The sequence below is a fragment of the Nocardia cyriacigeorgica genome, assembly GCF_010868145.1.
GTDB classification, from domain to species: domain Bacteria; phylum Actinomycetota; class Actinomycetes; order Mycobacteriales; family Mycobacteriaceae; genus Nocardia; species Nocardia cyriacigeorgica_D.
The window spans coordinates 49,604-71,743 of sequence record NZ_JAAGUY010000024.1 but is presented as its reverse complement, the minus strand read 5'-3'; the positions used below and the strand labels follow the sequence as shown (position 1 = coordinate 71,743).

At 67.3% G+C, this 22,140-nt stretch carries 25 protein-coding genes; 14 read left to right on the top strand and 11 right to left on the bottom strand.

Annotated features, from left to right (window positions below; translation table 11 throughout):
- Window positions 1-15 precede the first annotated feature (15 nt).
- Window positions 16-702, bottom strand: coding sequence for a response regulator transcription factor (locus GV792_RS23000; RefSeq protein WP_163826368.1), 687 nt, complete (start codon window positions 700-702; stop codon window positions 16-18).
- A gap of 358 nt (window positions 703-1,060) precedes the next feature.
- On the opposite strand from GV792_RS23000, the gene GV792_RS22995 reads away from it, so the two are divergent.
- The 7 genes from GV792_RS22995 (at window position 1,061) to GV792_RS22965 (ending at window position 7,190) form a co-directional block, all read left to right on the top strand.
- Complete coding sequence (locus GV792_RS22995) at window positions 1,061-3,925, top strand: sensor histidine kinase (RefSeq protein WP_163826367.1); 2,865 nt, start codon at window positions 1,061-1,063, stop codon at window positions 3,923-3,925.
- A complete protein-coding gene (locus GV792_RS22990) occupies window positions 3,922-4,335 on the top strand; it encodes a roadblock/LC7 domain-containing protein (protein ID WP_163826366.1) in 414 nt (137 codons plus the stop codon). Before GV792_RS22995 ends, GV792_RS22990 begins: the two co-directional genes overlap by 4 nt.
- 7 nt (window positions 4,336-4,342) lie before the next feature.
- Complete coding sequence (locus GV792_RS22985; RefSeq protein WP_163826365.1) at window positions 4,343-4,717, top strand: DUF742 domain-containing protein; 375 nt, start codon at window positions 4,343-4,345, stop codon at window positions 4,715-4,717.
- Complete coding sequence (locus tag GV792_RS22980) at window positions 4,707-5,333, top strand: GTP-binding protein (protein WP_163826386.1); 627 nt, start codon at window positions 4,707-4,709, stop codon at window positions 5,331-5,333. The genes GV792_RS22985 and GV792_RS22980 overlap by 11 nt, the downstream gene beginning before the upstream one ends.
- Entirely contained in the window at window positions 5,326-6,144 is an 819-nt protein-coding gene (locus GV792_RS22975; RefSeq protein ID WP_163826364.1) for an MHYT domain-containing protein, read from the top strand. Before GV792_RS22980 ends, GV792_RS22975 begins: the two co-directional genes overlap by 8 nt.
- An 18-nt stretch (window positions 6,145-6,162) precedes the next feature.
- Entirely contained in the window at window positions 6,163-6,459 is a 297-nt protein-coding gene (locus GV792_RS22970; protein ID WP_163826363.1) for a DUF4200 domain-containing protein, read from the top strand.
- A gap of 506 nt (window positions 6,460-6,965) precedes the next feature.
- Window positions 6,966-7,190 carry a hypothetical protein gene (locus GV792_RS22965; RefSeq protein WP_163826362.1) on the top strand — a complete coding sequence of 75 codons (225 nt, stop codon included), beginning with the start codon at window positions 6,966-6,968 and terminating at the stop codon, window positions 7,188-7,190.
- A 67-nt stretch (window positions 7,191-7,257) separates the two neighbouring features.
- Here GV792_RS22965 and rpmF read toward each other — a convergent pair whose 3' ends face one another.
- Genes rpmF through mrf form a run of 3 tightly spaced genes read right to left on the bottom strand, consistent with a single transcriptional unit; the run spans window position 7,258 to window position 9,032 of the window.
- Window positions 7,258-7,434, bottom strand: a complete 177-nt coding sequence (gene rpmF, locus GV792_RS22960) for a 50S ribosomal protein L32 (protein ID WP_163826361.1) — start codon at window positions 7,432-7,434, stop codon at window positions 7,258-7,260.
- 1 nt (window position 7,435) lies between these two features.
- Window positions 7,436-7,720: a type B 50S ribosomal protein L31 gene (locus GV792_RS22955; protein WP_163826360.1), complete on the bottom strand. Its 285-nt coding sequence runs from the start codon at window positions 7,718-7,720 to the stop codon at window positions 7,436-7,438.
- A 19-nt stretch (window positions 7,721-7,739) separates the two neighbouring features.
- Window positions 7,740-9,032, bottom strand: coding sequence for a ribosome hibernation factor-recruiting GTPase MRF (gene mrf, locus GV792_RS22950; protein ID WP_163826359.1), 1,293 nt, complete (start codon window positions 9,030-9,032; stop codon window positions 7,740-7,742).
- A gap of 107 nt (window positions 9,033-9,139) precedes the next feature.
- Here mrf and rpmB point away from each other — a divergent pair, with 107 nt between their 5' ends.
- Genes rpmB through rpsR form a run of 4 tightly spaced genes read left to right on the top strand, consistent with a single transcriptional unit; the run spans window position 9,140 to window position 10,153 of the window.
- Window positions 9,140-9,376 carry a 50S ribosomal protein L28 gene (rpmB, locus tag GV792_RS22945; protein ID WP_163826358.1) on the top strand — a complete coding sequence of 79 codons (237 nt, stop codon included), beginning with the start codon at window positions 9,140-9,142 and terminating at the stop codon, window positions 9,374-9,376.
- A gap of 13 nt (window positions 9,377-9,389) precedes the next feature.
- Entirely contained in the window at window positions 9,390-9,560 is a 171-nt protein-coding gene (rpmG, locus tag GV792_RS22940; protein ID WP_048833653.1) for a 50S ribosomal protein L33, read from the top strand.
- Window positions 9,560-9,865, top strand: coding sequence for a 30S ribosomal protein S14 (rpsN, locus tag GV792_RS22935; RefSeq protein WP_163826357.1), 306 nt, complete (start codon window positions 9,560-9,562; stop codon window positions 9,863-9,865). Before rpmG ends, rpsN begins: the two co-directional genes overlap by 1 nt.
- Before the next feature lie 33 nt (window positions 9,866-9,898).
- Entirely contained in the window at window positions 9,899-10,153 is a 255-nt protein-coding gene (gene rpsR / locus GV792_RS22930; RefSeq protein ID WP_163826356.1) for a 30S ribosomal protein S18, read from the top strand.
- 124 nt (window positions 10,154-10,277) lie between these two features.
- Here the strand turns inward: rpsR and GV792_RS22925 are convergent, their stop codons facing one another.
- Window positions 10,278-10,829 carry a LysM peptidoglycan-binding domain-containing protein gene (locus tag GV792_RS22925; protein ID WP_175583124.1) on the bottom strand — a complete coding sequence of 184 codons (552 nt, stop codon included), beginning with the start codon at window positions 10,827-10,829 and terminating at the stop codon, window positions 10,278-10,280.
- Between the two features lie 272 nt (window positions 10,830-11,101).
- Between GV792_RS22925 and GV792_RS22920 the strand changes: the two genes are divergently transcribed.
- Entirely contained in the window at window positions 11,102-11,557 is a 456-nt protein-coding gene (locus GV792_RS22920) for a hypothetical protein (protein WP_163826354.1), read from the top strand.
- 84 nt (window positions 11,558-11,641) lie between these two features.
- On the opposite strand, the gene purH is transcribed toward GV792_RS22920, so the two are convergent.
- From purH to sucC, 6 genes are all read right to left on the bottom strand, one after another.
- Window positions 11,642-13,204 (bottom strand): bifunctional phosphoribosylaminoimidazolecarboxamide formyltransferase/IMP cyclohydrolase, encoded by a 1,563-nt coding sequence (gene purH / locus GV792_RS22915; RefSeq protein ID WP_163826353.1) that lies wholly within the window; start codon window positions 13,202-13,204, stop codon window positions 11,642-11,644.
- The gene (purN, locus tag GV792_RS22910) at window positions 13,201-13,896 is read right to left on the bottom strand and encodes a phosphoribosylglycinamide formyltransferase (protein ID WP_375154341.1); all 696 of its coding nucleotides are present in this window, start codon (window positions 13,894-13,896) and stop codon (window positions 13,201-13,203) included. Before purN ends, purH begins: the two co-directional genes overlap by 4 nt.
- Window positions 13,897-13,908: 12 nt before the next feature.
- Window positions 13,909-15,426: a cell division protein PerM gene (locus GV792_RS22905; RefSeq protein WP_163826352.1), complete on the bottom strand. Its 1,518-nt coding sequence runs from the start codon at window positions 15,424-15,426 to the stop codon at window positions 13,909-13,911.
- A 90-nt stretch (window positions 15,427-15,516) separates the two neighbouring features.
- The gene (locus GV792_RS22900) at window positions 15,517-16,509 is read right to left on the bottom strand and encodes a DUF5336 domain-containing protein (protein ID WP_163826351.1); all 993 of its coding nucleotides are present in this window, start codon (window positions 16,507-16,509) and stop codon (window positions 15,517-15,519) included.
- Between the two features lie 261 nt (window positions 16,510-16,770).
- The gene (gene sucD, locus GV792_RS22895; protein WP_163826350.1) at window positions 16,771-17,685 is read right to left on the bottom strand and encodes a succinate--CoA ligase subunit alpha; all 915 of its coding nucleotides are present in this window, start codon (window positions 17,683-17,685) and stop codon (window positions 16,771-16,773) included.
- An 11-nt stretch (window positions 17,686-17,696) separates the two neighbouring features.
- Window positions 17,697-18,863, bottom strand: a complete 1,167-nt coding sequence (gene sucC, locus GV792_RS22890; protein ID WP_163826349.1) for an ADP-forming succinate--CoA ligase subunit beta — start codon at window positions 18,861-18,863, stop codon at window positions 17,697-17,699.
- A 564-nt stretch (window positions 18,864-19,427) separates the two neighbouring features.
- Here sucC and GV792_RS22885 point away from each other — a divergent pair.
- Both GV792_RS22885 and GV792_RS22880 read left to right on the top strand, forming a co-directional pair.
- Window positions 19,428-20,588 (top strand): M23 family metallopeptidase, encoded by a 1,161-nt coding sequence (locus tag GV792_RS22885; protein WP_163826384.1) that lies wholly within the window; start codon window positions 19,428-19,430, stop codon window positions 20,586-20,588.
- A 131-nt stretch (window positions 20,589-20,719) separates the two neighbouring features.
- A complete protein-coding gene (locus tag GV792_RS22880) occupies window positions 20,720-22,108 on the top strand; it encodes a DUF1731 domain-containing protein (RefSeq protein ID WP_163826348.1) in 1,389 nt (462 codons plus the stop codon).
- The last annotated feature ends 32 nt before the right edge of the window (window positions 22,109-22,140 follow it).

The window sequence follows — 22,140 nt, the reverse complement described above, 5'->3', positions numbered from 1 at the left end:
CATGTCCTCGCCCGCCTACGGCGGTGTCTCCCGCAGTACGTAGCCGACACCGCGGACAGTGTGGATCAGGCGTGGCTCGCCGTCGGCCTCGGTTTTACGCCGCAGGTAGCCGATATACACCTCGAGCGCGTTGCCGGAGGTGGGGAAGTCGTAGCCCCACACCTCCTCCAGAATCCGGCCGCGGGTCAGCACGCGGCGCGGATTGGCCATCAACATTTCCAGCAGCGAGAACTCGGTGCGGGTCAGGCTGATCGACCGCGATCCGCGCAACACCTCGCGGGTGACGGGATCGAGCGACAGATCAGCGAAGCGCATCGTTTCCGACGCCTCACCCGCGTCGCTGGTCCGGCGGCGCAACAGTGCGCGCAGCCGTGCGAGCAATTCCTCGAGTGCGAATGGTTTCGGCAAATAGTCGTCGGCGCCGGCGTCGAGACCCGCTACTCGTTCGGAAACCGAATCCCGCGCGGTCAAAACCAGAATCGGCAGATCGTCACCGGTGCTGCGCAAGCGGCGGCACACTTCCAGCCCGTCCAGGCGCGGCATCATCACATCGAGCACGAGCGCGTCCGGTCGCTGTGCGGTCACTTTGTCCAGTGCGTCGACACCATCGACCGCGAGGTCGACGGTGTAGCCGTTGAAGGTCAGCGACCGCCGCAGCGATTCCCGGACGGCGCGATCGTCGTCGACTACCAGAATGCGCATGTCACCAGTTTGACCGCATCGACTGAGAGCCGACTGAGAGGGCTCCCGTGACACGCCGCACCGGGCCAAATCCTCGGCCGAAACGTTTGCCCGTGACCCGATAAATGATCGTGACCTGGGGATTCAACCGATTGCCGGCCGAACGGGCCCGTGCGTAATGATTCATACGCGAAACTTGTTCTCCACAGCCATATTCGAGGTTTAACGCAGGGAACGTCAGATTGCCGATGCTGTCGCTGCGGGGTATGTTTCCTGCGGTAAAAAGAAGACCTCAGGTTGGTTCTGGCGCGGGTCGAATCGAATCCAGAACAGCCACGCGCGGCCGGGGTCACTCGTGATGCGGAGGCGACACAAGCGGATGGAAGCTGCACCGCGACCCTGGCAATTCAGCCTGCCCAACTGGTCGGTTACCCGCAAGGTCGGCATCGTGCTCGTGCTGCCGGTGGTACTCGCCACCGTGTTCGCGGTGCTGCGGATCAACAACGAGCTCCAGACCATGGACCAACTGGATGCGGCCACTGAACAGGCCATCATCATCCGGCCCATCGTCAAGTTCGGTACCGCCACCGAACATCTGGCTGTGACCGCGACCTCGAGCTGGGGCAACACCGCCGACCCGCGCACCGATGCCGCGCTGACCCGCTTCGATCAGGCGCTGGCTGATATGGAAACCGCGCTGCAGGACACCGGTGTCAGCAGCAAGGTGACCGCCGAGCTGTCCTCGGCCGTGGCCATCGGCACCACCATGCGCAACAGCCTGCGCAGTGGCTCGCCCGCCATGGTCGGTGATCAGGCCGACGAGATCGGCATGCGCATCAGTAACGCGCTGGCGCTGTCGCCCTCGGTGGAAGACCTCGTCATCCAGCGATACTTTCTCCAGCTGACCACGATTCAGACCGCCCGCCGCGTGCTCACCGAACAGCGCATGCTGATCAGCTCGCCGGACGCGGCGCGCAACCCGAGCATGCGGGCCAGGGTGCTCACCTCCGCGGGCGCCGAGCTGACCATGATCTACCAGTACGGTCAGATCCTGCCGGAGCTGGCAGGCAATATGCGTCCGCTGCTTGACGCGGTGCAGACCAGGCTGGCCACCTTCAGCCAGAACACCGCCGACCCGGCGAGCAACCCGGCCGTACTGGACTCGCTACAGATCAGTGCCGACACCTACGACGCGACCACCGCACAGCTGACCGACGTCATCGACGCCGCCCTGCTCGACCGCACCACCGAAGCGCAGAACAGCGCGCTGCGGGAAACCACCATCGTGATCGCGGTCCTGCTCGCCGGCCTGGCGCTGGCCCTCGCGGTCGCGCGCACCCTGGTCGTCCCGGTGCGCAGGCTGCGTCGTGACGCACTCGAGGTCGCGCACGTCAAGCTGCCCGACGAGCTTTCGGTGGTGCGTGCCGGTGGTACCACCCCGAAGATCACCCCGGTCGCGGTGCACACCACCGACGAGATCGGCCAGCTGGCCCGAGCCGTCGACGAAATGCACGAACAGGCGCTGAATCTCGCCGCCGAGCAGGCCCGTCTGCGGGTGCAGATCGGCAACATGTTCGAGACGCTGTCGCGGCGCAGCCAGTCCCTCGTGGAACAGCAGCTTGCGCTGATCGAGACCCTCGAACACGACGAGGAGAACAGCGAACGCCTGCAGAGCCTGTTCCGCCTCGACCACCTCGCCACCCGCATGCGCCGTAACGGCGACAACCTGCTCGTGCTCGCCGGTACCGCGCTGCGCCGTGGCCAGCTGCAGCCGGTGCCGCTGTCGGACATGCTGTGGAGCGCGGTCTCCCAGGTCGAGGACTACCAGCGGGTCGAGATCGGCACGGTGCCCGATGGCATCGTCGCCGGTGAGCCCGCGGTCGATATCGAGCACCTGCTCGCCGAGCTGATCGACAATGCGCTGCGTTACTCCCCGCCGACCACGCCGGTCGCGGTCACCGTTTCGCGTGCGGTCGACGGCGGCTACTTGATCGAGATCACCGACCGCGGCCTCGGCATGTCGGCCGAGGACCTGCAGGCCACCAACGAACGCCTCGCCTCCGGCGGTGAGGTCACCATCGAAACCGCCCGGCGAATGGGTCTGTTCGTTGTCGGCCGGCTCGCCAAACGGCACACCATCACCGTCAGCCTGCGCCGGACCTCCACGATGGCGCAGCAGCCAGGCATCACCGCGAGCGTGCATCTGCCGGGCGCTCTCGTCGCACCGGCGATGGACGAGGACGGGGTGCCCGGCGGCAAGCCCGCGACCGACCCGTTCGCCGCGCTGCCGCCCGGCGCTCCACCGCAGCGGGCCCTGGTGTCGGTGCCGAATCTGCCGGAAGCGCCGCCGCAGGCGCCTGCCGAATCCGTACCCGTGCCCCCGATGTCGACCTGGGGTACGACCAGTTCCGGGCTGCCGCAACGTCGCCCGTCCATGCGGGTCGCCGAGCCGCCGGAGCAGCCCTCGATCTCGGTGCCCGCGAGCGCTCGTCCGGAGTCCGGTTCGGAGTCCACCAACGGCCGCACAGACGCCGAGGAGCGCTCCGACGCCACGCCGTTCGGCCCGCCGACCCCCGAACCCCATCCGGGCGACGCCGACACCGGCCCGAATCGGATCGTCACCGCCGAACCCGACGAAGAACCGACCGGATTGTGGGCGGAGACCGCCGAACACCCGATCGTGACTCCGCAGGCCGAGCCGGAACCGCGGACCACGACCGCCGGTTCCGGTCTGCCGATCCGGCGCCCGGGCGCCGCCCGCGACGAGCCACAAGTTCCCGAGGCTCCTCCGGCGCCGCAGCCGGACCGGGCACCGCAGCCGGTCCCCGCGCCGCAGGCACCCGAGACCGTCACCGTCACCGCCGAATCCGCAGCGGCGACCTCGACATCGACCCGGCTGCAACCCGTCGGCGGTGATTCGCCGACCCCGATCTATCAGCGCATGGTGTCGGAGTGGCTGGTCGAGCCCGCGACGGCACAGCCATCGAGCAGCACCTGGTCCTCCCCCGCGGATGCAGGCTGGATGGCGGCCGAGGACGCCAGCAAGCCGACCACCAGCGCCCGAACGGTCGGCGGCCTGCCGATCCGCAGGCCGGGCGCACAATTGGTGCCGGGTGGCCTGGCCCCGGCCGAAGAAGCGGGCGCTCGCGACCCGGAGGAGATCCGGAACAACCTGACCAGGCATCTCAGTGGAGTCCGCAGCGGGCGGGCCGACGCGCAGCACAACGACGGAGGGCTTGCATGACCAACCCGAACCCGAACAGCACCACAGACGAGAACCTGAATTGGCTGGTAGCCCGGTTCACCCGGGACGTACCCGGAGTCTCGCACGCGGTCCTGGTGTCGGCGGACGGCCTTTTGCAGGCCACCAGCCCGGCCCTGCCGGCGGACCGCGCCGAACAGCTGGCCGCGGTGACGGCCGGCCTGGCGAGTCTGTCCGCGGGCGCCGCACAGCTTTTCGACGGCGGCAAAGTGATGCAGTCGATCGTGGAGATGCAACGCGGCTACCTGCTGGTGATGAGCGTCGGCAACGGCTCGCACCTAGCGGTGCTGGCGAACAAGTCGCACGATATCGGCCGCATCGGCTACGAAATGGCGTTGCTGGTCGATCGAGTGGGCTCGGTGGTTTCGGCCACCGCCCGCACAGCAGTCTGAGTGTTCGATGTCCACATTCGGCTCCGGGCCGTACAACCGGCCAACCACTCGCGTCAGACCGTATGCCCTGACGTCGGGGCGCACCGAGCCCGCGGTCGACCTCCCGCTGGAAGCGGTCATCGAGACCATCTCCTATACCCCGCGCGGTGATTGGCCGTCCGGTGATATCCGCATCGAGATCCTGAGACTCGGTGCGCACCTGCTCTCAGTTGCCGAAATCGCCGCACACCTGGATCGTCCGCTCGGTATGGTCCGGGTCGTTATCGGCGATCTCGTCGTGGACGGGAACCTGCGAGTGCATTCGACTCTGACCGAACAGGCGAGCTATGACGAACGCCGTTCCCTGATGGAGAGGACTTTGCGTGGACTCCGTGCCCTATAGGAGACCGGATCGGGGCTCCGCGCCCGAGGACACCGACAACCGCACAGCGTCGACCAAGATTGTCGTCGCTGGTGGATTCGGTGCGGGCAAGACCACTTTCGTCGGTGCGGTATCGGAGATCGTTCCGCTGCGCACCGAGGCGATGGTCACCCGCTTCTCCGACGGTATCGACGATCTCGCCGATACCCCGGAGAAGGAGACGACCACGGTCGCCATGGATTTCGGCCGGATCATCCTGCCGGGCAACCTGGTGCTGTATCTGTTCGGCACGCCAGGCCAGCGGCGTTTCTGGTTCATGTGGGACGACCTGATCCGCGGTGCCATCGGCGCGGTGGTGCTCATCGATACCCGCAGGCTGGAGGACAGTTTCGCGGCGGTCGACTTCTTCGAGGCACGTAATCTGCCGTTCCTCATCGCGGTCAACCGATTCCCCGACGCGCCACGTTTCCCGATCGCGGAACTGCGTGAGGCACTGTCGGTGCGTCCCGGTGTGCCGATCGTGGATATCGACGCGCGCAATGCCGTCGAGGTGCGCCAGGCGCTGGCGGCGGTGACCGAGTACGCGATCTCCGAGCTGCAGGCCATGGAATTGGAAGGGGCCGCCCGGCATGGCTGACACACTGGCTTCGGCAACAGGGCTGCTCGCGGCCGACGGGACCGCCGAGATGGAGTGGTTCGCGATGGGTTACTGGCTCATCGGACTCTCGTTCGGGGTGTCGGCGCTCGGCGCGCTGGTCGGCCTGGCCTGTGTGGTGCACGGCAGGCGTTCGGCTCGGTTCCGGCCGGTGTGGCTGGCCGCGGGCGCGATCTCGATCGGCGGGGTCGGCATCTGGCTGGCGACGGCGGTGCTCCTGCTCGGGGTGGCCATGCCGGGGACGGTGCTGCGCTACGACGCGGCCACGCTGGGTGTTTCGGTCGCCGTGGTCGTCATCGCGGTGTTCGCCGGGCTGGTGATCGCCGGTCGCGAACTGCGTCTGCCGCGGTTGCTCTCCGGCGGTGTCGTGATGGGTCTCGGTGCCGGGTTGATGCTGTACCTGGAGCTGGCCTCGGCGGATGTGCAAGGCTCGGTCGATCTGTCGGTGTGGCTGGTGGTGGTGGCCGCGGTCATCGCGGTGATCGTCGCGACCGCATGCCTGTGGGTGTTCCAGTCGATGCAGCTCCTCGCGGCGCGGGTGGGCACGATCGTGCTGTTCTCGGTCGGAGTTGCCGGTGTGTACTACACCGGTGTCGCGGCGCTCGGCTTCACCGTCGATGACGCCGCCGAATCTCCCGCCGGGATGCAGTTGTTCGACTTCGTGTTCCCGATGTTCGTGCTCGGTTCGCTGGCGCTGGCGCTGCCGATCACTGCCGTGCTGGTGGCACCGGATCGGCGTGAGCTGGCCGCGGTCGATCCGGCTCCGCGTCCGGTGCTCGAGCCGGCGCGCTGATCAGGGCGGGGGGATTCGATGACTGCCGAGCAGGAAGCGTTGTTGCGTGAGTTGCGGGCGCAGATAGGGGAATTGCGAACGGAAGTCAGCGACTTGGAAGCCACCGTCGCCGACCTGGTCGTGCGGGTGGAACAGCTGGCCGGTCCGTCGCTGTCATGGCTGCTGTCACTGCCGGTGACGTTGATCGGTGAGGTGCTCACTCGGATCGGGGCAGCGATCTCGGCACTGCCCGGTGTGTCCGGTTGCGCCGGGCCCGATTCGGGTGCGGCGGAAAGTGTCGACAGGAGCCGGATGGAGGCGAAGAGCGGCGGATGAGCCGGCCCGCCGTCATGACGGGCCCGTTCTGCCGGATGCCATGGTTCGCCGGGCAGCGTTGTCCACCGGGCTGAACGCATGGGGGCGAGGCGTGAGATGCGCTGCGAGTGAGTTTCTTTCGGCGAAGGCCGGGATTCTTGGCGATGAGCGGGTTCTCCCTGAATCGGGAGAACCCGCCCTCCTGATCGAGGGTACCGACGGGCAATCACGAAATCATCAGTGCGGCTGGACTTTTAATCAGGCCAAAAACCAACTCTCAGTACGAACTTCGAGAGTTGGCAATCTGCTCGCAATCGGCCGGTCAAGCGTATCGCCAAGTCGCCCCGGCGACAAGGATAACCACCCGATTGCCACCGTGGCGGAACGGCCGAGAGTGCACACCGAGTGAATCTCCGGGAGAAGGCAGCGCGCCGATCGCTGATTTCCTCCGATGTTCAGCCCCCGAGACGCTACCTGCCGCGATATCGTGCGCATTGCACATGCAGGTTCGTCCGAAGGAGATTCGTATGGCCGTCAACGTTGTGCTCGACAAAGTGCTCGACAAGGAGTACGAGAACAAGTCCCTCGCGGAGATCCTCGCCGCCCCACCGTCGGCACTCGCGGGCCTCACCGATGCCCACGACAAGCAGTTGCTGGACGCTCTGAAGATCAAGTCCATCGCCGATCTCGGCAACAACAAGTACTTCCAGCTCGCCGCCGCCCTCGTCGAACTGTCGGAGAAGGCGGGCTAGTCCCTGCGGTGACATGAGCCGGGCAGGGCTGCGCGAGTGCTGCCCCGCCCGGCTCAGCGCGTGCGAATCAGCGGATCCGTTCCGGGTCGATCAGCCCGCGCCGCACTGCCTGGACAAGCCGGCGCGGAACCCGATGCACGACACCACCGACGCTGACCGGCACAAGGTCAGGTGGTGTCGCTTTCCAATTCGCGCGACGGCTGCGGGTGTTCGACCGCGACATCTTGCGCTTCGGCACCGCCATGTCAGTCCTCCCCTCGTCCGGGCTGGGACTGCGCGCCGCGCGCCCGCCTTCCGTACTTGCGCTCGAACTTTTCTACCCGGCCCTGGGTATCGAGCACCCGATGGGCGCCGGTCCAGAACGGATGTGAATCCGCGGTGACATCGACCATCAGTAATGGGTAGGTCTGGCCGTCGGCCCAGGTCACGGTCCGCGCGCTGGTCGCGGTGGACCTGGTCAGAAACTGCTTGCCCGTACTCGAGTCCTCGACCACCACCGGGTGGTAGTCCGGATGAATCCCTGTTTTCATCGGTTCTCCTTGTCTCGGTTCATTCGCCTGTGCGCTGCTCGCCCGCGATCGGCAGGCCGCTCTGCTCGGTGGATTCGCACGGATCGGCATGCCATTCGCCGAACGGGTCGTCCCACTGCGCCACGCGCTCCGGCGCTCGTTCGACCAACCGCAGTTCGTCGTCGTCGACCATCGCCCAGTGCAGCGCGTGACGGATATCGGCGGGATCGGCGTCGTGCACCAGGATCACCAGCGAGATGTCACGGTCGCCGAAGCGGTCGTCCCAGCGGAGCGCGGCCATCGCCCGGCGGGTCGGGTCGGCCTCGTCGAGTTCCTCGGGTGTCATCGCGGCCAGCCAGCGACCCGCGCTGCCGACCCGCAGCCCACCGCCTGCCGACTCCAGCCACACCACGTCGTCGGGCTGGGTGGCCAGCCATAGTCGGCCGCGTGCGGTCACCACGCCGTCGAACAGCACATCCAGCGCGTCGTGCAGCCGGCCGGGATGGAACGGCCTGCCCGCGGCGAACTCGACCAGCGTCACGCCCTGCTCGGTGCCCAGCGGCGGCTGCCCGCGCAGCAGTGGCTCATGCGCGTCGAAGACCCGCCCGCGACGCGAGTGCTGCGGGATCCGCGCGAGCAGGGCATCCACCTCGGCCCGGCCGATCGCCGCCGTATCGCCGCACCATTGCATCGGCGCCTGCGGCACCAACCGCCCGAGGACCGCGGTGAGCCGCTCCCGGTCGAGCGCGTCGACCGCATCGGCGGCGGTCACGATCAGCGCATCGGCGAAATCCACCTGGCCGACCGCCACCTGCGCGATAGTGCGGTCATCGTCAGCTGTGGCGATGCCGCATTCGGCCAGTGTCTCGTCGCCGGTGGCCTCCGACAGCCAGGTCCGGGCATCCACGCAGGTCAGCACGGCCTCGATCTGCACATCGCGACTCGCAGGACCGTCCACCCGCCCGACCACACCGGCGACGACCACATCGTCGATGGCTTGGCATACCGCTTCTGCTTCGAACGCCGGATCGAGCGCGAGCACGATGCGTGTCACCGAATCACGGGCGGCCAGGGTGCACAGCAGCGGAAGCAGGTCCGCGCGCAGCGTGCAGGACACACACCCGTGCGCGAGCTCCAGCACCTCGCTGGTTTCCCGCACACCGTCGCGCACCGTCCGGCGGACGATGCCCTCGCGCAGTTCGGCCAGATCGTGCCGGACCACGACGGTGCCGGTGGCCGTGCCGAGCGCACTCGCCACCTGGTCGACCCCTTCGGTGGCGCGTCCCGAGGACCCGGCCACCACCACGACCGGTGTTCTGCGATCGGAAGCCACAGCAACCCCTTTCGGTAACGGTTTTCATTAACAGCTCGCCACACGGTACAGTGCCGAACAGTCGTTGTCGAAAATGATTGTCATCACCCATTAGAAGGGAGCCTGCCATGTCGGCCCATTGCCAGGTCACCGGTCGCCGGCCCGGTTTCGGCAAGTCCGTCTCGCATTCACATAAGCGGACCAACCGGCGCTGGAACCCCAATATCCAGCGCAAGACCTACTACCTGCCCAGCGAAGACCGCCGCATCACGCTGACCGTCTCGACCAAGGGCATCAAGACCATCGACCGCGACGGGATCGAAGCCGTGGTGGCTCGCATTCGCGCTCGCGGCGACAAGATCTGAGCGAGGTACCACGATGGCATCGAAATCGACCGACATCCGCCCGGTGATCAAGCTGAAGTCCACCGCCGGAACCGGCTACACCTACGTCACCCGCAAGAACCGGCGCAACGACCCCGACCGGATGGTGCTGCGCAAATACGATCCCGTCGTGCGCAGGCACGTGGACTTCCGAGAGGAACGCTGATGGCAAAGAAGTCCAAGATCGCGCGCAACGAACAACGCAAGATGATCGTCGCCCGCTACGCCGCCCGCCGCGCCGAACTGAAGGAACTCATCCGCAATCCGGCCACCGCGGACACCGACCGGACCGCCGCGCATTCAGCGCTACAGCGCCTACCCCGCGATGCCAGTCCGGTACGATTGCGCAATCGGGACGCCGCAGACGGACGACCGCGCGGACATCTCCGGAAGTTCGGGCTCTCTCGGGTACGAGTACGCGAGCTGGCCCATCGGGGAGAGTTGCCCGGTGTGCACAAATCGAGCTGGTAGAACCACCGATCGCGTGAGTAAGGAACCCGACATATGGCAGTCAAGCGAGCACCGTCGAAGAAGGCCCGCGCCGAACAGGCCCGCAAACCCAAGAAGAATCCGCTGATCGCCGCCGGTATCGAAACCGTCGACTACAAGGACATCAACCTGCTGCGGACGTTCATCTCCGATCGAGGCAAGATCCGCAGCCGTCGCGTCACCGGCCTCACCCCGCAGCAACAGCGCCAGGTGGCGGTGGCAGTCAAGAACGCACGGGAGATGGCGCTGCTCCCGTTCACCAGCCGCTGACCCGCGCCGCCGCGTCCACCAGCTCGCGGCACCGCGATCCTCACGGCACCGACGCTCCGCAACGACCAAGGCCCCCGATATCTCTCGGGGGCCTTGTCGTATCTCCGGCTACGCCGTGCTCGACCTACGGGATGGTGAGCACCTGACCGACGTTGATGGCGTCGGGGTTGTCGAGACCGCTGGCGGCGGCGATCTCGTGGAAGCGGTTGCCGTCACCGTAGAAGCGCTCGGCCACGGCCCACAGGGTGTCACCGGGCTCGACGGTGTGGGTGCGGGGCGCGGGCGGCGGGGGCGGCACCTCGTCGACGGCAGGCGCAGCCGGCGCCTCGTCGACGACGATCGGAGTGTCGGTGTGGGTGCGGGTCGACCACAGACCGACCCCGTCTGTGCCGTAGACCACGAAGTTACGGTCGGCCTGCAGCGTCACTCGATCGACCGAATTGCCGTGGGTCTTGGTCGACCACACGCCGGTCTCGCCCTTGTACAGCACGAAGTTGCCATCCTCCTGCAGGATGGCGCGGTCGACGCCCTGACCGTGAGTGCCACTGGCCCACAACTCATTTCCCGGCTCCCTCAGGACGAGGTTGCCATCCTCCTGGAGAGTGAGGGTGTACGCACCGTTCTCCAGCGCCTGGCCGAGTCCGAGTTGTTCGCCAACGCGCAACGTGTCGCCCACGATGTTCCTTTCGAGATCAACTGTGCAGAGCATCCGACAAACGATGCGGCCGAAAGCCCATGGCGCGCACCGCAGCAGAATCTACAGCCGACCGGCAGATCCCGAAGGCGTTTACGCGCGTGGTTCGCGGAAAGTTCACTGTGGGCTTTCCCTCGGCACCGAATCGGTCGCTGACCGGCGCGTCGTCTTGGCGTGTCATGGTTGCGCGACTATCGCGCACGCGCACGCGTGGATCGTTCCGACCGCGCGAACACCTGAGTTAAGGTGTGCCCATGTCCCTGCATCGTGGCTGCGCCACCCTGCTCGCCCTCATCGTCACCGGACTCTCGCTCGTAGGCTGCGGCGACTCCGATGACGGTGCCGCGCAAGACGTTACGAGCACGGTGAGCACATCCGCGCCGAGCGCGCCGACCGAGGATCCGATGGCGGCGACCGGCGAGCCGTTCACCGCCGACCCCACCATCGTCGGCGCCCACCCGATACCGTTCAGCTCCTGGACCACCCTGCCCGGCAACCGGATCGCGATCAGCTTCGAAACCGGTTCGCCGGAGTGTTACGGCGTGGATGCCACAGTCACCGAAACGGATTCGGCCGTCACCATCGAATTGCGCTCGGGCACAAGGGCAGACTCCGTCGGCAAGATGTGCATCATGATCGCCGTCTTCGGGACGCTGGAGTTGCCGCTGAACGCACCGGTCGGCGATCGGGAAGTGCGCAGCGCGGTGTAGGGACCGACGCCACGATGCCCTCCGAACGGCCGACGCCGCGCCGAGCAGAAGCCCGACGCGGCGTCGTGAGCCGATCGTTGACGCTCAGTGCGCGAAGTGCCGCGAACCCGTCAGGTAGACGGTGACACCCGCCGCGCGCGCGACGTCGATGGTCTCCTGGTCACGGACCGAGCCACCCGGATGCACGATCGCCCGGATACCGGCCTGGATGAGCGTTTCCGGTCCGTCCGGGAACGGGAAGAAGGCGTCCGAGGCAGCGACCGAGCCCTTGGCCCGATCTCCGGCCCGCTGCACCGCGAGCGCGACCGCATCGACCCGGTTGACCTGACCCATACCGACGCCGACCGAGGCACCGTCATGGGCGAGCAGGATGGCGTTCGACTTCACCGCGCGGCAGGCCCGCCAGGCGAACGCGAGATCGGCGAGGGTCTGCGCATCCGCCGGATCACCGGCCGCAAGGGTCCAATTCGCCGGATCGTCACCGGCCGCGTCGAGGATGTCGCGCTGCTGCAGCAGCGCCCCGCCACTGATCGGGCGCAGCTCGACACCGGCACGACGCGGCGGCTCGGCAACAAGGATGCGCACGTTCTTCTTGCGCTGCAACACCTCTACCGCACCGTCGGCATAGGACGGCGCGACGATCACCTCGGTGAAGATCTCCGCGACCTGCTGGGCCATCTCCACGGTGACCTCACGGTTGGCCGCGATCACGCCACCGTAGGCGCTGACCGGATCGCAGGCATGCGCCTTGCGGTGCGCCTCGGCGATGTCCGCGCCCAGCGCGATGCCGCAGGGGTTGGCGTGCTTGATGATCGCCACCGCGGGTTCGGTGTGGTCGTAGGCCGCCCGCCATGCGGCATCGGCGTCGACGTAGTTGTTGTACGACATATCCTTGCCGTGCAACTGCCGCGCCTGCGCCAGGCCGGCAGCGCCGTCGTTGGCGGTGTAGAGCGCGGCCTCCTGATGCGGGTTCTCGCCGTAGCGCAGCACCGCCGCGCGCTCCCAGCTGCCACCGACCCAGGACGGGAAACGCTCGGCGCCAGGGGCGAGCACGCTGGTCATCCAGCTCGCCACCGCGACGTCGTAGTTCGCGGTGTGCTGGAAAGCCTTCGCCGCCAGCGCGGTCCGCTCGGCGAGGGTGAAACCACCGGCGCGTACCGCGGACAGGACCTGCTCGTAGTCACCGCTGTCGACAACCACGCCAACCGAAGGATGGTTCTTGGCCGCGGCCCGCACCATGGACGGTCCGCCGATGTCGATCTGCTCGACACATTCGTCGGGAGCCGCACCACTCGCCACGGTTTCGGTGAACGGGTAGAGGTTCACCACTACCAACTGGAAGGCCTCGACGCCGAGTTCGACCAGCTGATCGACATGCTCGCTCTTGCGGGTGTCGGCAAGGATGCCCGCGTGCACCCGCGGATGCAGGGTCTTGACCCGGCCGTCCAACGTCTCCGGGAAGCCGGTGAGATCTTCGACCTTGGTGACCGGAACTCCCGCGTCGGCGATGCGGGCCGCGGTCGACCCGGTCGAGACCAGCTCGATCCCGGCCTCGTGCAGACCGGTGGCAAGCTCGATGAGCCCGGTCTTGTCGTAGACGCTCACCAGCGCCCGGCTGATCGGCTTACGGTCGCTGGATTCACTCACCGGGAAACTCGCTCATCTGGAATTACTGCCTTTCGTCCGTCGGAGACAATGCCTCGGGTGGCGACGGCGGCGACAACCTCCGCCAGCAACCGTCGCTCGACAACCTTGATGCGCTCGTGCAGGGTGGCCTCGTCGTCACCTGGCAGCACCTCCACCGCCGCCTGCGCGAGGATCGGGCCGGTATCGATGCCCTCGTCCACCAGGTGCACCGTCGATCCGGTGACCCGGACGCCGTAGGCGAGCGCGTCACGGACCCCGTGCGCGCCGGGGAAGGCGGGCAGCAGGGCGGGATGGGTGTTGATGATGCGGCCGCCGAACCTTTTCAGGAACTCCGGACCGAGCAGCTTCATGAAACCGGCGGAGACCACCAGATCGGGTTCGTAGGCCGCCACCGCGTCGGTGAGGGCGACGTCCCAGGCGGCGCGATCCGGGAAGTCGTTGAGCGCGATTCGGAAATGCGGAATACCCGCGGCATCGGCGTGGTCGGTGGCCGCGCAGGTCCGGTCCACACCGACGGCTCGAATCCGCGCCGGATAGCCGGCGGCCTGGGTGGCCTCGACGAGTGCGCGCAGCAGCGATCCGGTGCCCGAGGCGAGCACGACGACGGTGGCCGGGGCCGTTTCGGATGGGGCCGGGGAGGTCAGCGCTCTACTCCTGGAAGTCGGGTCGGACGGTGGCCGGATCGTTGCCACCCGCCGTAGAGCCTAACGATCGTCGGTTCGGCTACTTTCCGGCAGGTCCGCCTCGACCACCTCGGCGTCGACGATCTCCTCGGGCGGATCGGCAGGCCGCTCGCTGCGGCGATCGAGGGCGGGCTGCTCGTCGATGACTTCGGCGTCGAGTTCGACCATCAGTTCCGGGCCGTCGTCGTAGTCGCCGAATTCGTCATCGTCGTAGTCGTCATATTCGTTGTCGTATTCGTAGTCGCCATATTCGTCGTAGTCGTAGTCGTCATGATCGTCGTAGTCGTCATGATCGTCGTAGTCGTCATGATCGTCGTAGCCGAAGGCCGGAATCGGGGTTCCGACCGGCGTGATGAACAGGCGGCCGAACATCAGACCGACATACCCCGCGATCGCCAACCATGCGACCGTGACGGCGGCGAAGATCGGCAGGTCCGGGCCGATTCGTCCGAAGGTGCCGAGTGCGCCGCCGGAAACGGCACCGAGCAGCACCAGCACCACCGTCGCCAGCGCCGCACCTGCGAGTGTCGACCACGGGGCCAGGATGCGGTCGTAGGAGACACGTGCGGTATCGAGACCGCCGATCACGCCGACAACCGCGGGGATCAGCAGTAGCACCGGCCACCAGACCGCGGCGGGGCCGGTGGGCAGCGCCGCCAGCACGGGCACCGCCGGCACCGGGCCGCCGACCACCGAGAACACGCCAACCGAGGCGTCACCGAATTCGACGCCAGCGCCGACTAGCACGGCAACCGCGCCGATCACCACGTTCGGCAGGTACAGCAGCGACAAAACCGTCAGCCCGATGACCCCGCCGGCATTGCCCGCTCCGGAGTAGGTGTCACCGATCCGGGACCAGTGCGCGAGGAAGGAGATGACCGTGACCGCGGCCGCGCACCCGAGCAGCCGCAGCACGGTGTGCGCGGCGACGTAGCCTGCGGCGATCAACCAGTACGGCAGCCGGTCGGCCGAGGCGGGCCAGAGCCCGGCGGCGATACCGCTGCCGGCTGCCACGAGGTGGAGTCCCCCCACCCAGGCGAAGGCCGCCAGCGGATTCGGCGGCTGCAGGGCCAGCACACCGGATGCGTCCTCGGCGACGGCCGAGCACACGGCGGTGACCAGTAGCGGTCCGCCTGCCGCTGCGGCAACGATCCAGGCCAGATCGGCTCGGGACGGCTCGGGTTCGACCGCGCGGGCACATTCGCGCCCGGAAGCCCACATCATCAACAGAGTGGGCAGCAGCGGCAGCACACCGATTGTGGTGGTGCCGATGACGAGCGGGATCTGATGTACGGCGAGCCAGCTGCCCGCGATAGCGCCGGAGATACCGGACAGACCGCTGCCGGAGGCCAGCAGCGTGGCGAGCATGGCGATGACGATGGCCGCAAGGCCGAAGGCGGCAGGACGGGCGGCGACGAGCAGCAGCACCCGGGCGCGTTCGGGAGTGAGCGACAAAAACCCCGGCTCGTCTGCCGGTGATTCCGGCTCGGAACGGACCGGGGCGGTCCGTCGGACAAGCGAATTCCGCGGGGAGCTCATGAAGATTCAGGTTGGCAGCTCTCCCGGCGCGAGCGGGTCAGGCGCGCCGGGCGCCGGGAGAGCACCGATGACAACCGTGTAGTCGCCGGATTACTTGTTGTCGTCCGAAGGACGGAACGCCCTGGTGGGGTCGGCGGCCGGATCGGCGTTCTGCTCACCACCGAACGGCTGGTTCTGCTGACCCGGCTGCGCCTGCTGGCCGTAGGGCTGCTGGCCGTACTGCTGGCCACCGAACTGCTGGGTGGCACCCTCGGCAGGCGACTGCTGCTGGCCACCGGCGTACGGCGACTGCTGCTGGCCCGCACCGTAACCCGGCTGCTGGCCGTAGGACGGCTGCTGCTGGCCGTACTGTTGGCCCGCCTGGCCCTGGCCGTAGGACGGCTGCTGGCCCGGCTGGCTGTAGGACGGCTGCGACGGGTACTGACCGCCACCGAAACCGCCCTGGCCCGGCTGGCTCTGGCCGAACTGCTGCTGGCCGTAACCCGCCTGCTGCTGACCGAAACCGGCCTGCTGCTGGCCGTATCCCGCCTGCTGCTGGCCGTAGCCGGCCTGCGGGGCCGCCGGACGCGGCTCGGGAAGCTTGATGATGCCCGCCTCGAACAGCACGACCGCAACCGCGATGGCCGCCTGGACGAACACGAAGAACAGCAGGACCCAGACACCGAATTCGGCCTTGGTCATCTCGGGGAAGCTGAACGACTGGAACAGCACACCGATGAACGCGGTGACCGACACCGCGGCCGCCGCTCCGGTCCAGTTCTGCTTCGGCAGCAGCGACAGACCGGCGAACACACCACCGAGCAGCGCCAGCGCGAGCAGACCGGTCACACCGGAGACGAAGGCGTTCTGCGACTCGGCATCACTGCCGAGACCTTCGATGTCCGGGCCCATGAAGGGCAGGAAGCCGAGCAGGAAGCTGATCACACCCAGCGCAGCCACGCCGATCGTCAGAAAGAACGGCAGCCCCTTGGCGTCGGCACCTGATTCGGTACCTCCACCTGCCGGCGACTGGCCGGGGTTGGCGGATGCGGAGGGCGTCGGCGCGGGTGCGTTGTACCCGGAGCCCCCGGTCGGGTATGACATGTCGTCGTCTCCTAGGTCGAGTCATACATGTGTGTTCACGACTGATTCCCTCCTGACGCTACTGCACTCGGGCGCGCAGGTCATCACCGAGCGATTCACCTGTGGAGAGAATCGGCGCCTGTGGATAACGACGAAGGCCGCTCCCGGTGAATTCACCGGGAGCGGCCTTCACGATATTTCCGAATCGATCCGAAATGCATTCGCTCGATTCGAGGGCCTGCACAGGGGGCGCTTCGTTACCGCCGGTGGGCCCTGACCGAATCAGGCAGTGACGCTTGCCTTCTCCAGGATCTCACGCGCCAGCGCGGCGGTCTCGGACGGCGTCTTGCCGACCTTCACACCCGCGGCCTCCAGCGCGTCCTTCTTCGCCTGGGCGGTGCCCGCCGAGCCGGAGACGATCGCACCGGCGTGGCCCATGGTCTTGCCCTCCGGGGCGGTGAAGCCCGCGACGTAGCCGACCACCGGCTTGGTGACGTTCTCCTTGATGTAGGCCGCGGCCCGCTCCTCGGCGTCGCCGCCGATCTCGCCGATCATGACGATCAGCTTGGTCTCCGGGTCCTTCTCGAACGCCTCGATGGCGTCGATGTGGGTGGTGCCGATGACCGGGTCTCCGCCGATGCCGATGGCGGTGGAGAAGCCGAAATCGCGCAGCTCGTACATCATCTGGTAGGTCAGCGTGCCGGACTTGGAGACCAGGCCGACCGGGCCCTTACCCGTGATGTTGGCCGGAGTGATGCCGACGAGCGACTCACCGGGGGTGATGATGCCTGGGCAGTTCGGGCCGATGATCCGGGTCTTGTTGCCCTTGTCCACGTTGTAGGCCCAGGCGTAGGCGGTGTCCTGCACCGGGATGCCCTCGGTGATGACCACGAGCAGCGGGATCTCCGCGTCGATGGCCTCGATGATGGCGTCCTTGGAGAACTTCGGCGGGACGAACGCGATGGAGACGTCCGCGCCGGTCTCCTTCATGGCCTCCGCGACGGTGCCGAACACCGGCAGCTCGACCGCGTTGCCGTCCTTGTCGGTGTGCGAGACGGTGGTGCCCGCCTTACGCGCGTTCACACCGCCGACGACCTGGGTGCCGGCCTTGAGCATCAGGGCGGTGTGCTTGGTGCCCTCGCCGCCGGTGATGCCCTGGACGATGACCTTCGAGTCCTTGTTCAGGAAGATAGACATTTCCGGTTTCCTTACTTGGCCGCTGCCAGTTCGGCGGCCTTGTCGGCGCCTTCGTCCATTGTCTGCGCAAGCGTGATCAGCGGATGCGCGGCGTCGACCAGGATCTGGCGACCCTCGTCGACCTTGTTGCCGTCGAGACGGACGACCAGCGGCTTGTTCGCCTCGGAGCCGAGGATCTCCAGCGCCTTCACGATGCCGTTGGCGACAGCGTCGCAGGCCGTGATGCCACCGAAGACGTTCACGAACACGCTCTTGACCTGCGCGTCGCCCAGGATGACGTCGAGCCCGGCCGCCATCACCTCGGCCGAGGCGCCGCCACCGATGTCGAGGAAGTTGGCGGGCTTGACCCCACCGTGGTTCTCGCCCGCGTAGGCGACGACGTCGAGGGTCGACATGACCAGACCCGCGCCGTTGCCGATGATGCCGACCTCACCGTCGAGCTTGACGTAGTTGAGGTCGTTCTCCTTGGCCTTCAGCTCCAGCGGGTCGGTCGCGTCCTTGTCCGCGAACTCCTCGTGGCCGGGCTGACGGAACTCGGCGTTCTCGTCCAGGGTGACCTTGCCGTCCAGAGCGAGGATCTCGTCCTGCGGGGTGCGCACCAGCGGGTTGACCTCGACCAGGGTGGCGTCCTCCTTGACGAACACCTCCCACAGCTTCTGAATGGTGACCGCGGCGGCGTCGAGCACGTCGGCGGGCAGGTGGCCCTGCTCGGCGATGGAACGCGCGAACGCGAGGTCGACACCCTTGACGGCGTCGACGGGAACCTTGGCGAGGCGCTCCGGCTTGGTCGCGGCGACCTCTTCGATCTCCATGCCGCCCTCGACCGAACACATGGCCAGGTAGGTGCGGTTGGAGCGGTCGAGAAGGAAGGAGATGTAGTACTCCTCCGCGATGTCCTTGGCCTCGGCAACCAGGATCTTCTTGGTGATGTGGCCCTTGATGTCCAGGCCGATGATGTTCTGCGCGTGGGTGAGCGCGTCCTCCGGGGTGGCGGCGTACTTGACGCCACCGGCCTTACCGCGGCCACCGGCCTTGACCTGGGCCTTGATCATCACCGGCTTGCCGATTTCCGCCGCGATGGCGCGGGCGTCCTCGGCCGTGTCCGTGACGCGGCCCTCGGACGAAGGCACTCCGTGCTTAACGAAGAGCTCCTTCGCCTGATATTCGAAGAGATCCATGTATTCACCGTCTCGTCTGCGTTGTGATGACAACGTCTTTAGTTGGCGGCCCGACGTCGGAAGCGGGTCGGGTCGGACTCTAATCAGTCACATGGAGGGCCAATCGGCCACGTACATCCTAAGTGGCGCAGGTCACGGATCCACGCCCGGGACAGGTAAAACCGCTGGCCAAGGCTACTGGCGAGTAGCTTGTTGACGGGTCACCGGAGAGCGGCACCGAAGTACGATCACGACCGATCACGGACCCGTCACGACCAGGCAACCTCACTCCGGTGCCCAGAAACGCGTGAGTTGAATCGAGCTGTTATCGTGATCCATCTCACATGTCCCATCGGAAGGTGCACATCGCTTGCGAACCCTGCAATCGTTTCGTTACCGTCGATGCGGTCGATGTCACAACCCGGTCACGACTCCGTTGTTCCAGGTGATGAGGAGGACGGCAAGCTTGACGCACCACAGCACTCCGCAGGTGGAGAGCCGTTCCATGGTCGACCCTTCGATGCCGCCCCCGATCGGGCATGGCACGAGCGCGAGATCGTTCCGCACCGTGATGCGGGCTCGCCGATGAACCACCGCACGACCCTCGACCCCAGCAGTCGCAGCCGGTCGGGTCACCGATACCGCCACGACGACGAGCCCTCGGGCGCGGTCGCAGGCAGCGGACACCACGGATACGGCTTCCACCCCCCCGCCGGTACACACGCGACCGAACACAGCGGCGGCGTCGCGCAGAACTCCTGGGCAGCCGATAACGCGTGGAACGACAATGCCTCATGGTCGGAAGGCGAAGCCTGGTCCGACGGTGACAACAACTGGTCGCAGGACTGGTCCGAACAGAGCTGGACCGAGGGCGAAACCTGGTCCGACGGTGGCGCATGGAGCGGCGGCGGCGAGACCTGGCGCGAGACCGACGAGGCCGACGACGACGCCGAAGCTCCGGCCACGCCGAAAGTCGTCCCCGCTCGCGAAAGCCGCACCCGCAGCGGCGGCGCCCATCGACTACCCGCCCCGCCCTCGGCTCTCAAGGGCCGTGCCGCGGTCGCCGCTGTCGCCGCAGGCGCCTTCGTCGCCGCAGGTCAGTGCGCCTTCGCGTCGCCCGAAGAACAGACGATGGCCGCCGACTACGAGGCCGACCAGATCTACGAAATCGCCTCGCACTCGCCGATCAACTCGGCCGACCCGAATACCGTGGCCGCCTCGCCCGATTCACCGCAGGTACTCACTGTCGGTGCGCCCGTGGATCTGAGCCAGTTCACCGACATCCTGGAAAAGGGCCAGAAGTTCGCCGAAGACCTGGCCGCGCAGGAAGCCGCCAAGCTGCGGCCCCTGTTCGCCCGGTTCGCCGCGGGTAACTTCACCTCCGGATTCGGCGCCCGCTGGGGCGTTCAGCACCTCGGCATCGATGTCGCAGGCCCGATCGGCACCCCCATCTACGCCGTCGCCGACGGCACAGTCATCGAGGCCGGCCCCGCCGCGGGCTTCGGCATGTGGGTGCGGCTACTGCACGACGACGGCACCGTCACCATCTACGGCCATATCGACACGGCCACCGTGTCGCAGGGCGAGCGGGTGATGGCGGGCGACCAGATCGCCACCATGGGTAACCGCGGCTTCTCCACCGGCCCGCACGTCCATTTCGAGGTCTGGCTCAACGGCTCCGACAAGGTCGACCCGCTCCCCTGGCTCGCCACCCGCGGCATCAGCCTCGGCCAGATGCGCGACTGACCCCGCAGCACCGCACGAAGACGACACGAATCGCCATCGCCATTGGCGCACAGGCCGATTCGTGGCGGACACGCCACCCGGTGACGAAGCGCACGCTTCCCCAGCACGCCCACGCCACATAGCGTCAGGCCATGGCTCGTACAACGACGTACACCCAAGTCCTGGCACTTCCCGCCGCCGAGATCTGGCGGGTGCTCGGCGACCCACAGCGGTTGCCCGAATGGAACCCCGCGGTCACCTCCGTCGTCATGCACGGCCCGGTCGCCGCCGGCGCCACCGGCGACATCGTCCCGCGCGGACGCCTGCTCGGCCCGGTACACCAACGCACCGCCGACCCATTCGTCCTCACCACGGTCACGCCCGAACACGAGCTGACCCTGGAGCAGGACACCCCGATGGGGCGGATGTATCTCACCTGGACACTCACCCCGGCCGACGGCGGTACCGAACTCACACAACGGCTCACCTTCATCGGGCCGTCCGCCTCCGCGGTCCGCGCCGTCATCGGCACCCTGGTGGAAACCGATGCCAGGGTGTGCTTCGCCAGGCTGGCGACACTAGCCGGAATCACCCCCGCCGAGAACGCCCTGACCGCGGTCATCGCAGGCGGCTCCGGCGCCCTCGGCCGACACATCGCGGCCGACCTGGTGTGCCGCGGACAGCGAGTCGTCATCCTCACCCGCCGCCACGACCCGGAACTGCCGTTCCCGCAACGGGAATGGGATGGCCGCACGGTCGGCGACTGGGCCGGTGCATTGTGTAACCCCGGGCCGACGGCGGTCGTCAACCTGGCGGGCAAACTCGTCGACGTCAGGCCAACCGCCGAGAATATCGACGAACTGCGGCGCAGTCGGGTCGAACCGACTCGCGCGCTGGTCACCGCCGCCTCCGCACTCGATACGCGGGTCGACTACTGGATCCAGGCGAGTACCACCGCCATCTGGTCCGACGCGGGCGAAACCCGGTGCACCGAAACGACTCCGCTGCCGGTCGGCGCCGCCGCACTTCCACAGATGACCGGCGTCGCGGTCGCCTGGGAAGAGGCCTTCAACGGTGCCGAGGCAACCCACCAGACCATCCTGCGTACGTCCATCGTGCTCGATCCACAGGCTCCAGCCTTGAAACGGCTGTGTCAGCTGACCCGCGCAGGGCTCGGCGGCCGGATCGGCGATGGCACACAGTGGTTCAGCTGGATCCACATCGAAGACTGGCTCGCGATCGTGCGTGCCGCACTCGGCCTCGAACCCGGCATCGAACTGCCCGACGGCATCCTGGTGGCCGCCACCGATTTCCCGGTCCGCAACCGCGATCTGATGACAACCCTGCGCAGGCACCTGCGCCGACCGCCTGCCCCGCCGACCCCGAAACCGCTGCTGGCGCTGGGAGCCGTTGTCCTGCGCTCGGACCCGGCGCTCGGGCTGACCGGGCGACACGCCACGTCAGCAGTGCTGCACGATGCGAGCTTCCGGTTCCGCTACCCCACCCTCGACGACGCCTTGACCGACCTGCTGCCGAGCTGAGCAGGCACCACCGAGTCAGGCGCTGACCTGTA

What these genes read in the sequence shown, in the direction of transcription:
- GV792_RS22880 (WP_163826348.1), top strand. Translation starts at nt 20,720, where the DNA reads ATGGCTCGTACAACGACGTACACCCAAGTCCTGGCACTTCCCGCCGCC.
- GV792_RS22955 (WP_163826360.1), bottom strand. Translation starts at nt 7,720, where the DNA reads ATGAAAACAGGGATTCATCCGGACTACCACCCGGTGGTGGTCGAGGAC.
- GV792_RS22990 (WP_163826366.1), top strand. Translation starts at nt 3,922, where the DNA reads ATGACCAACCCGAACCCGAACAGCACCACAGACGAGAACCTGAATTGG.
- GV792_RS22920 (WP_163826354.1), top strand. Translation starts at nt 11,102, where the DNA reads ATGTCCCTGCATCGTGGCTGCGCCACCCTGCTCGCCCTCATCGTCACC.
- rpmF (WP_163826361.1), bottom strand. Translation starts at nt 7,434, where the DNA reads ATGGCGGTGCCGAAGCGCAAGATGTCGCGGTCGAACACCCGCAGCCGT.
- GV792_RS22965 (WP_163826362.1), top strand. Translation starts at nt 6,966, where the DNA reads ATGGCCGTCAACGTTGTGCTCGACAAAGTGCTCGACAAGGAGTACGAG.
- GV792_RS22970 (WP_163826363.1), top strand. Translation starts at nt 6,163, where the DNA reads ATGACTGCCGAGCAGGAAGCGTTGTTGCGTGAGTTGCGGGCGCAGATA.
- GV792_RS23000 (WP_163826368.1), bottom strand. Translation starts at nt 702, where the DNA reads ATGCGCATTCTGGTAGTCGACGACGATCGCGCCGTCCGGGAATCGCTG.
- GV792_RS22985 (WP_163826365.1), top strand. Translation starts at nt 4,343, where the DNA reads ATGTCCACATTCGGCTCCGGGCCGTACAACCGGCCAACCACTCGCGTC.
- sucD (WP_163826350.1), bottom strand. Translation starts at nt 17,685, where the DNA reads ATGTCTATCTTCCTGAACAAGGACTCGAAGGTCATCGTCCAGGGCATC.
- GV792_RS22905 (WP_163826352.1), bottom strand. Translation starts at nt 15,426, where the DNA reads ATGAGCTCCCCGCGGAATTCGCTTGTCCGACGGACCGCCCCGGTCCGT.
- rpmB (WP_163826358.1), top strand. Translation starts at nt 9,140, where the DNA reads ATGTCGGCCCATTGCCAGGTCACCGGTCGCCGGCCCGGTTTCGGCAAG.
- rpmG (WP_048833653.1), top strand. Translation starts at nt 9,390, where the DNA reads ATGGCATCGAAATCGACCGACATCCGCCCGGTGATCAAGCTGAAGTCC.
- GV792_RS22975 (WP_163826364.1), top strand. Translation starts at nt 5,326, where the DNA reads ATGGCTGACACACTGGCTTCGGCAACAGGGCTGCTCGCGGCCGACGGG.
- GV792_RS22900 (WP_163826351.1), bottom strand. Translation starts at nt 16,509, where the DNA reads ATGTCATACCCGACCGGGGGCTCCGGGTACAACGCACCCGCGCCGACG.
- sucC (WP_163826349.1), bottom strand. Translation starts at nt 18,863, where the DNA reads ATGGATCTCTTCGAATATCAGGCGAAGGAGCTCTTCGTTAAGCACGGA.
- rpsR (WP_163826356.1), top strand. Translation starts at nt 9,899, where the DNA reads ATGGCAGTCAAGCGAGCACCGTCGAAGAAGGCCCGCGCCGAACAGGCC.
- rpsN (WP_163826357.1), top strand. Translation starts at nt 9,560, where the DNA reads ATGGCAAAGAAGTCCAAGATCGCGCGCAACGAACAACGCAAGATGATC.
- GV792_RS22885 (WP_163826384.1), top strand. Translation starts at nt 19,428, where the DNA reads ATGAACCACCGCACGACCCTCGACCCCAGCAGTCGCAGCCGGTCGGGT.
- GV792_RS22995 (WP_163826367.1), top strand. Translation starts at nt 1,061, where the DNA reads ATGGAAGCTGCACCGCGACCCTGGCAATTCAGCCTGCCCAACTGGTCG.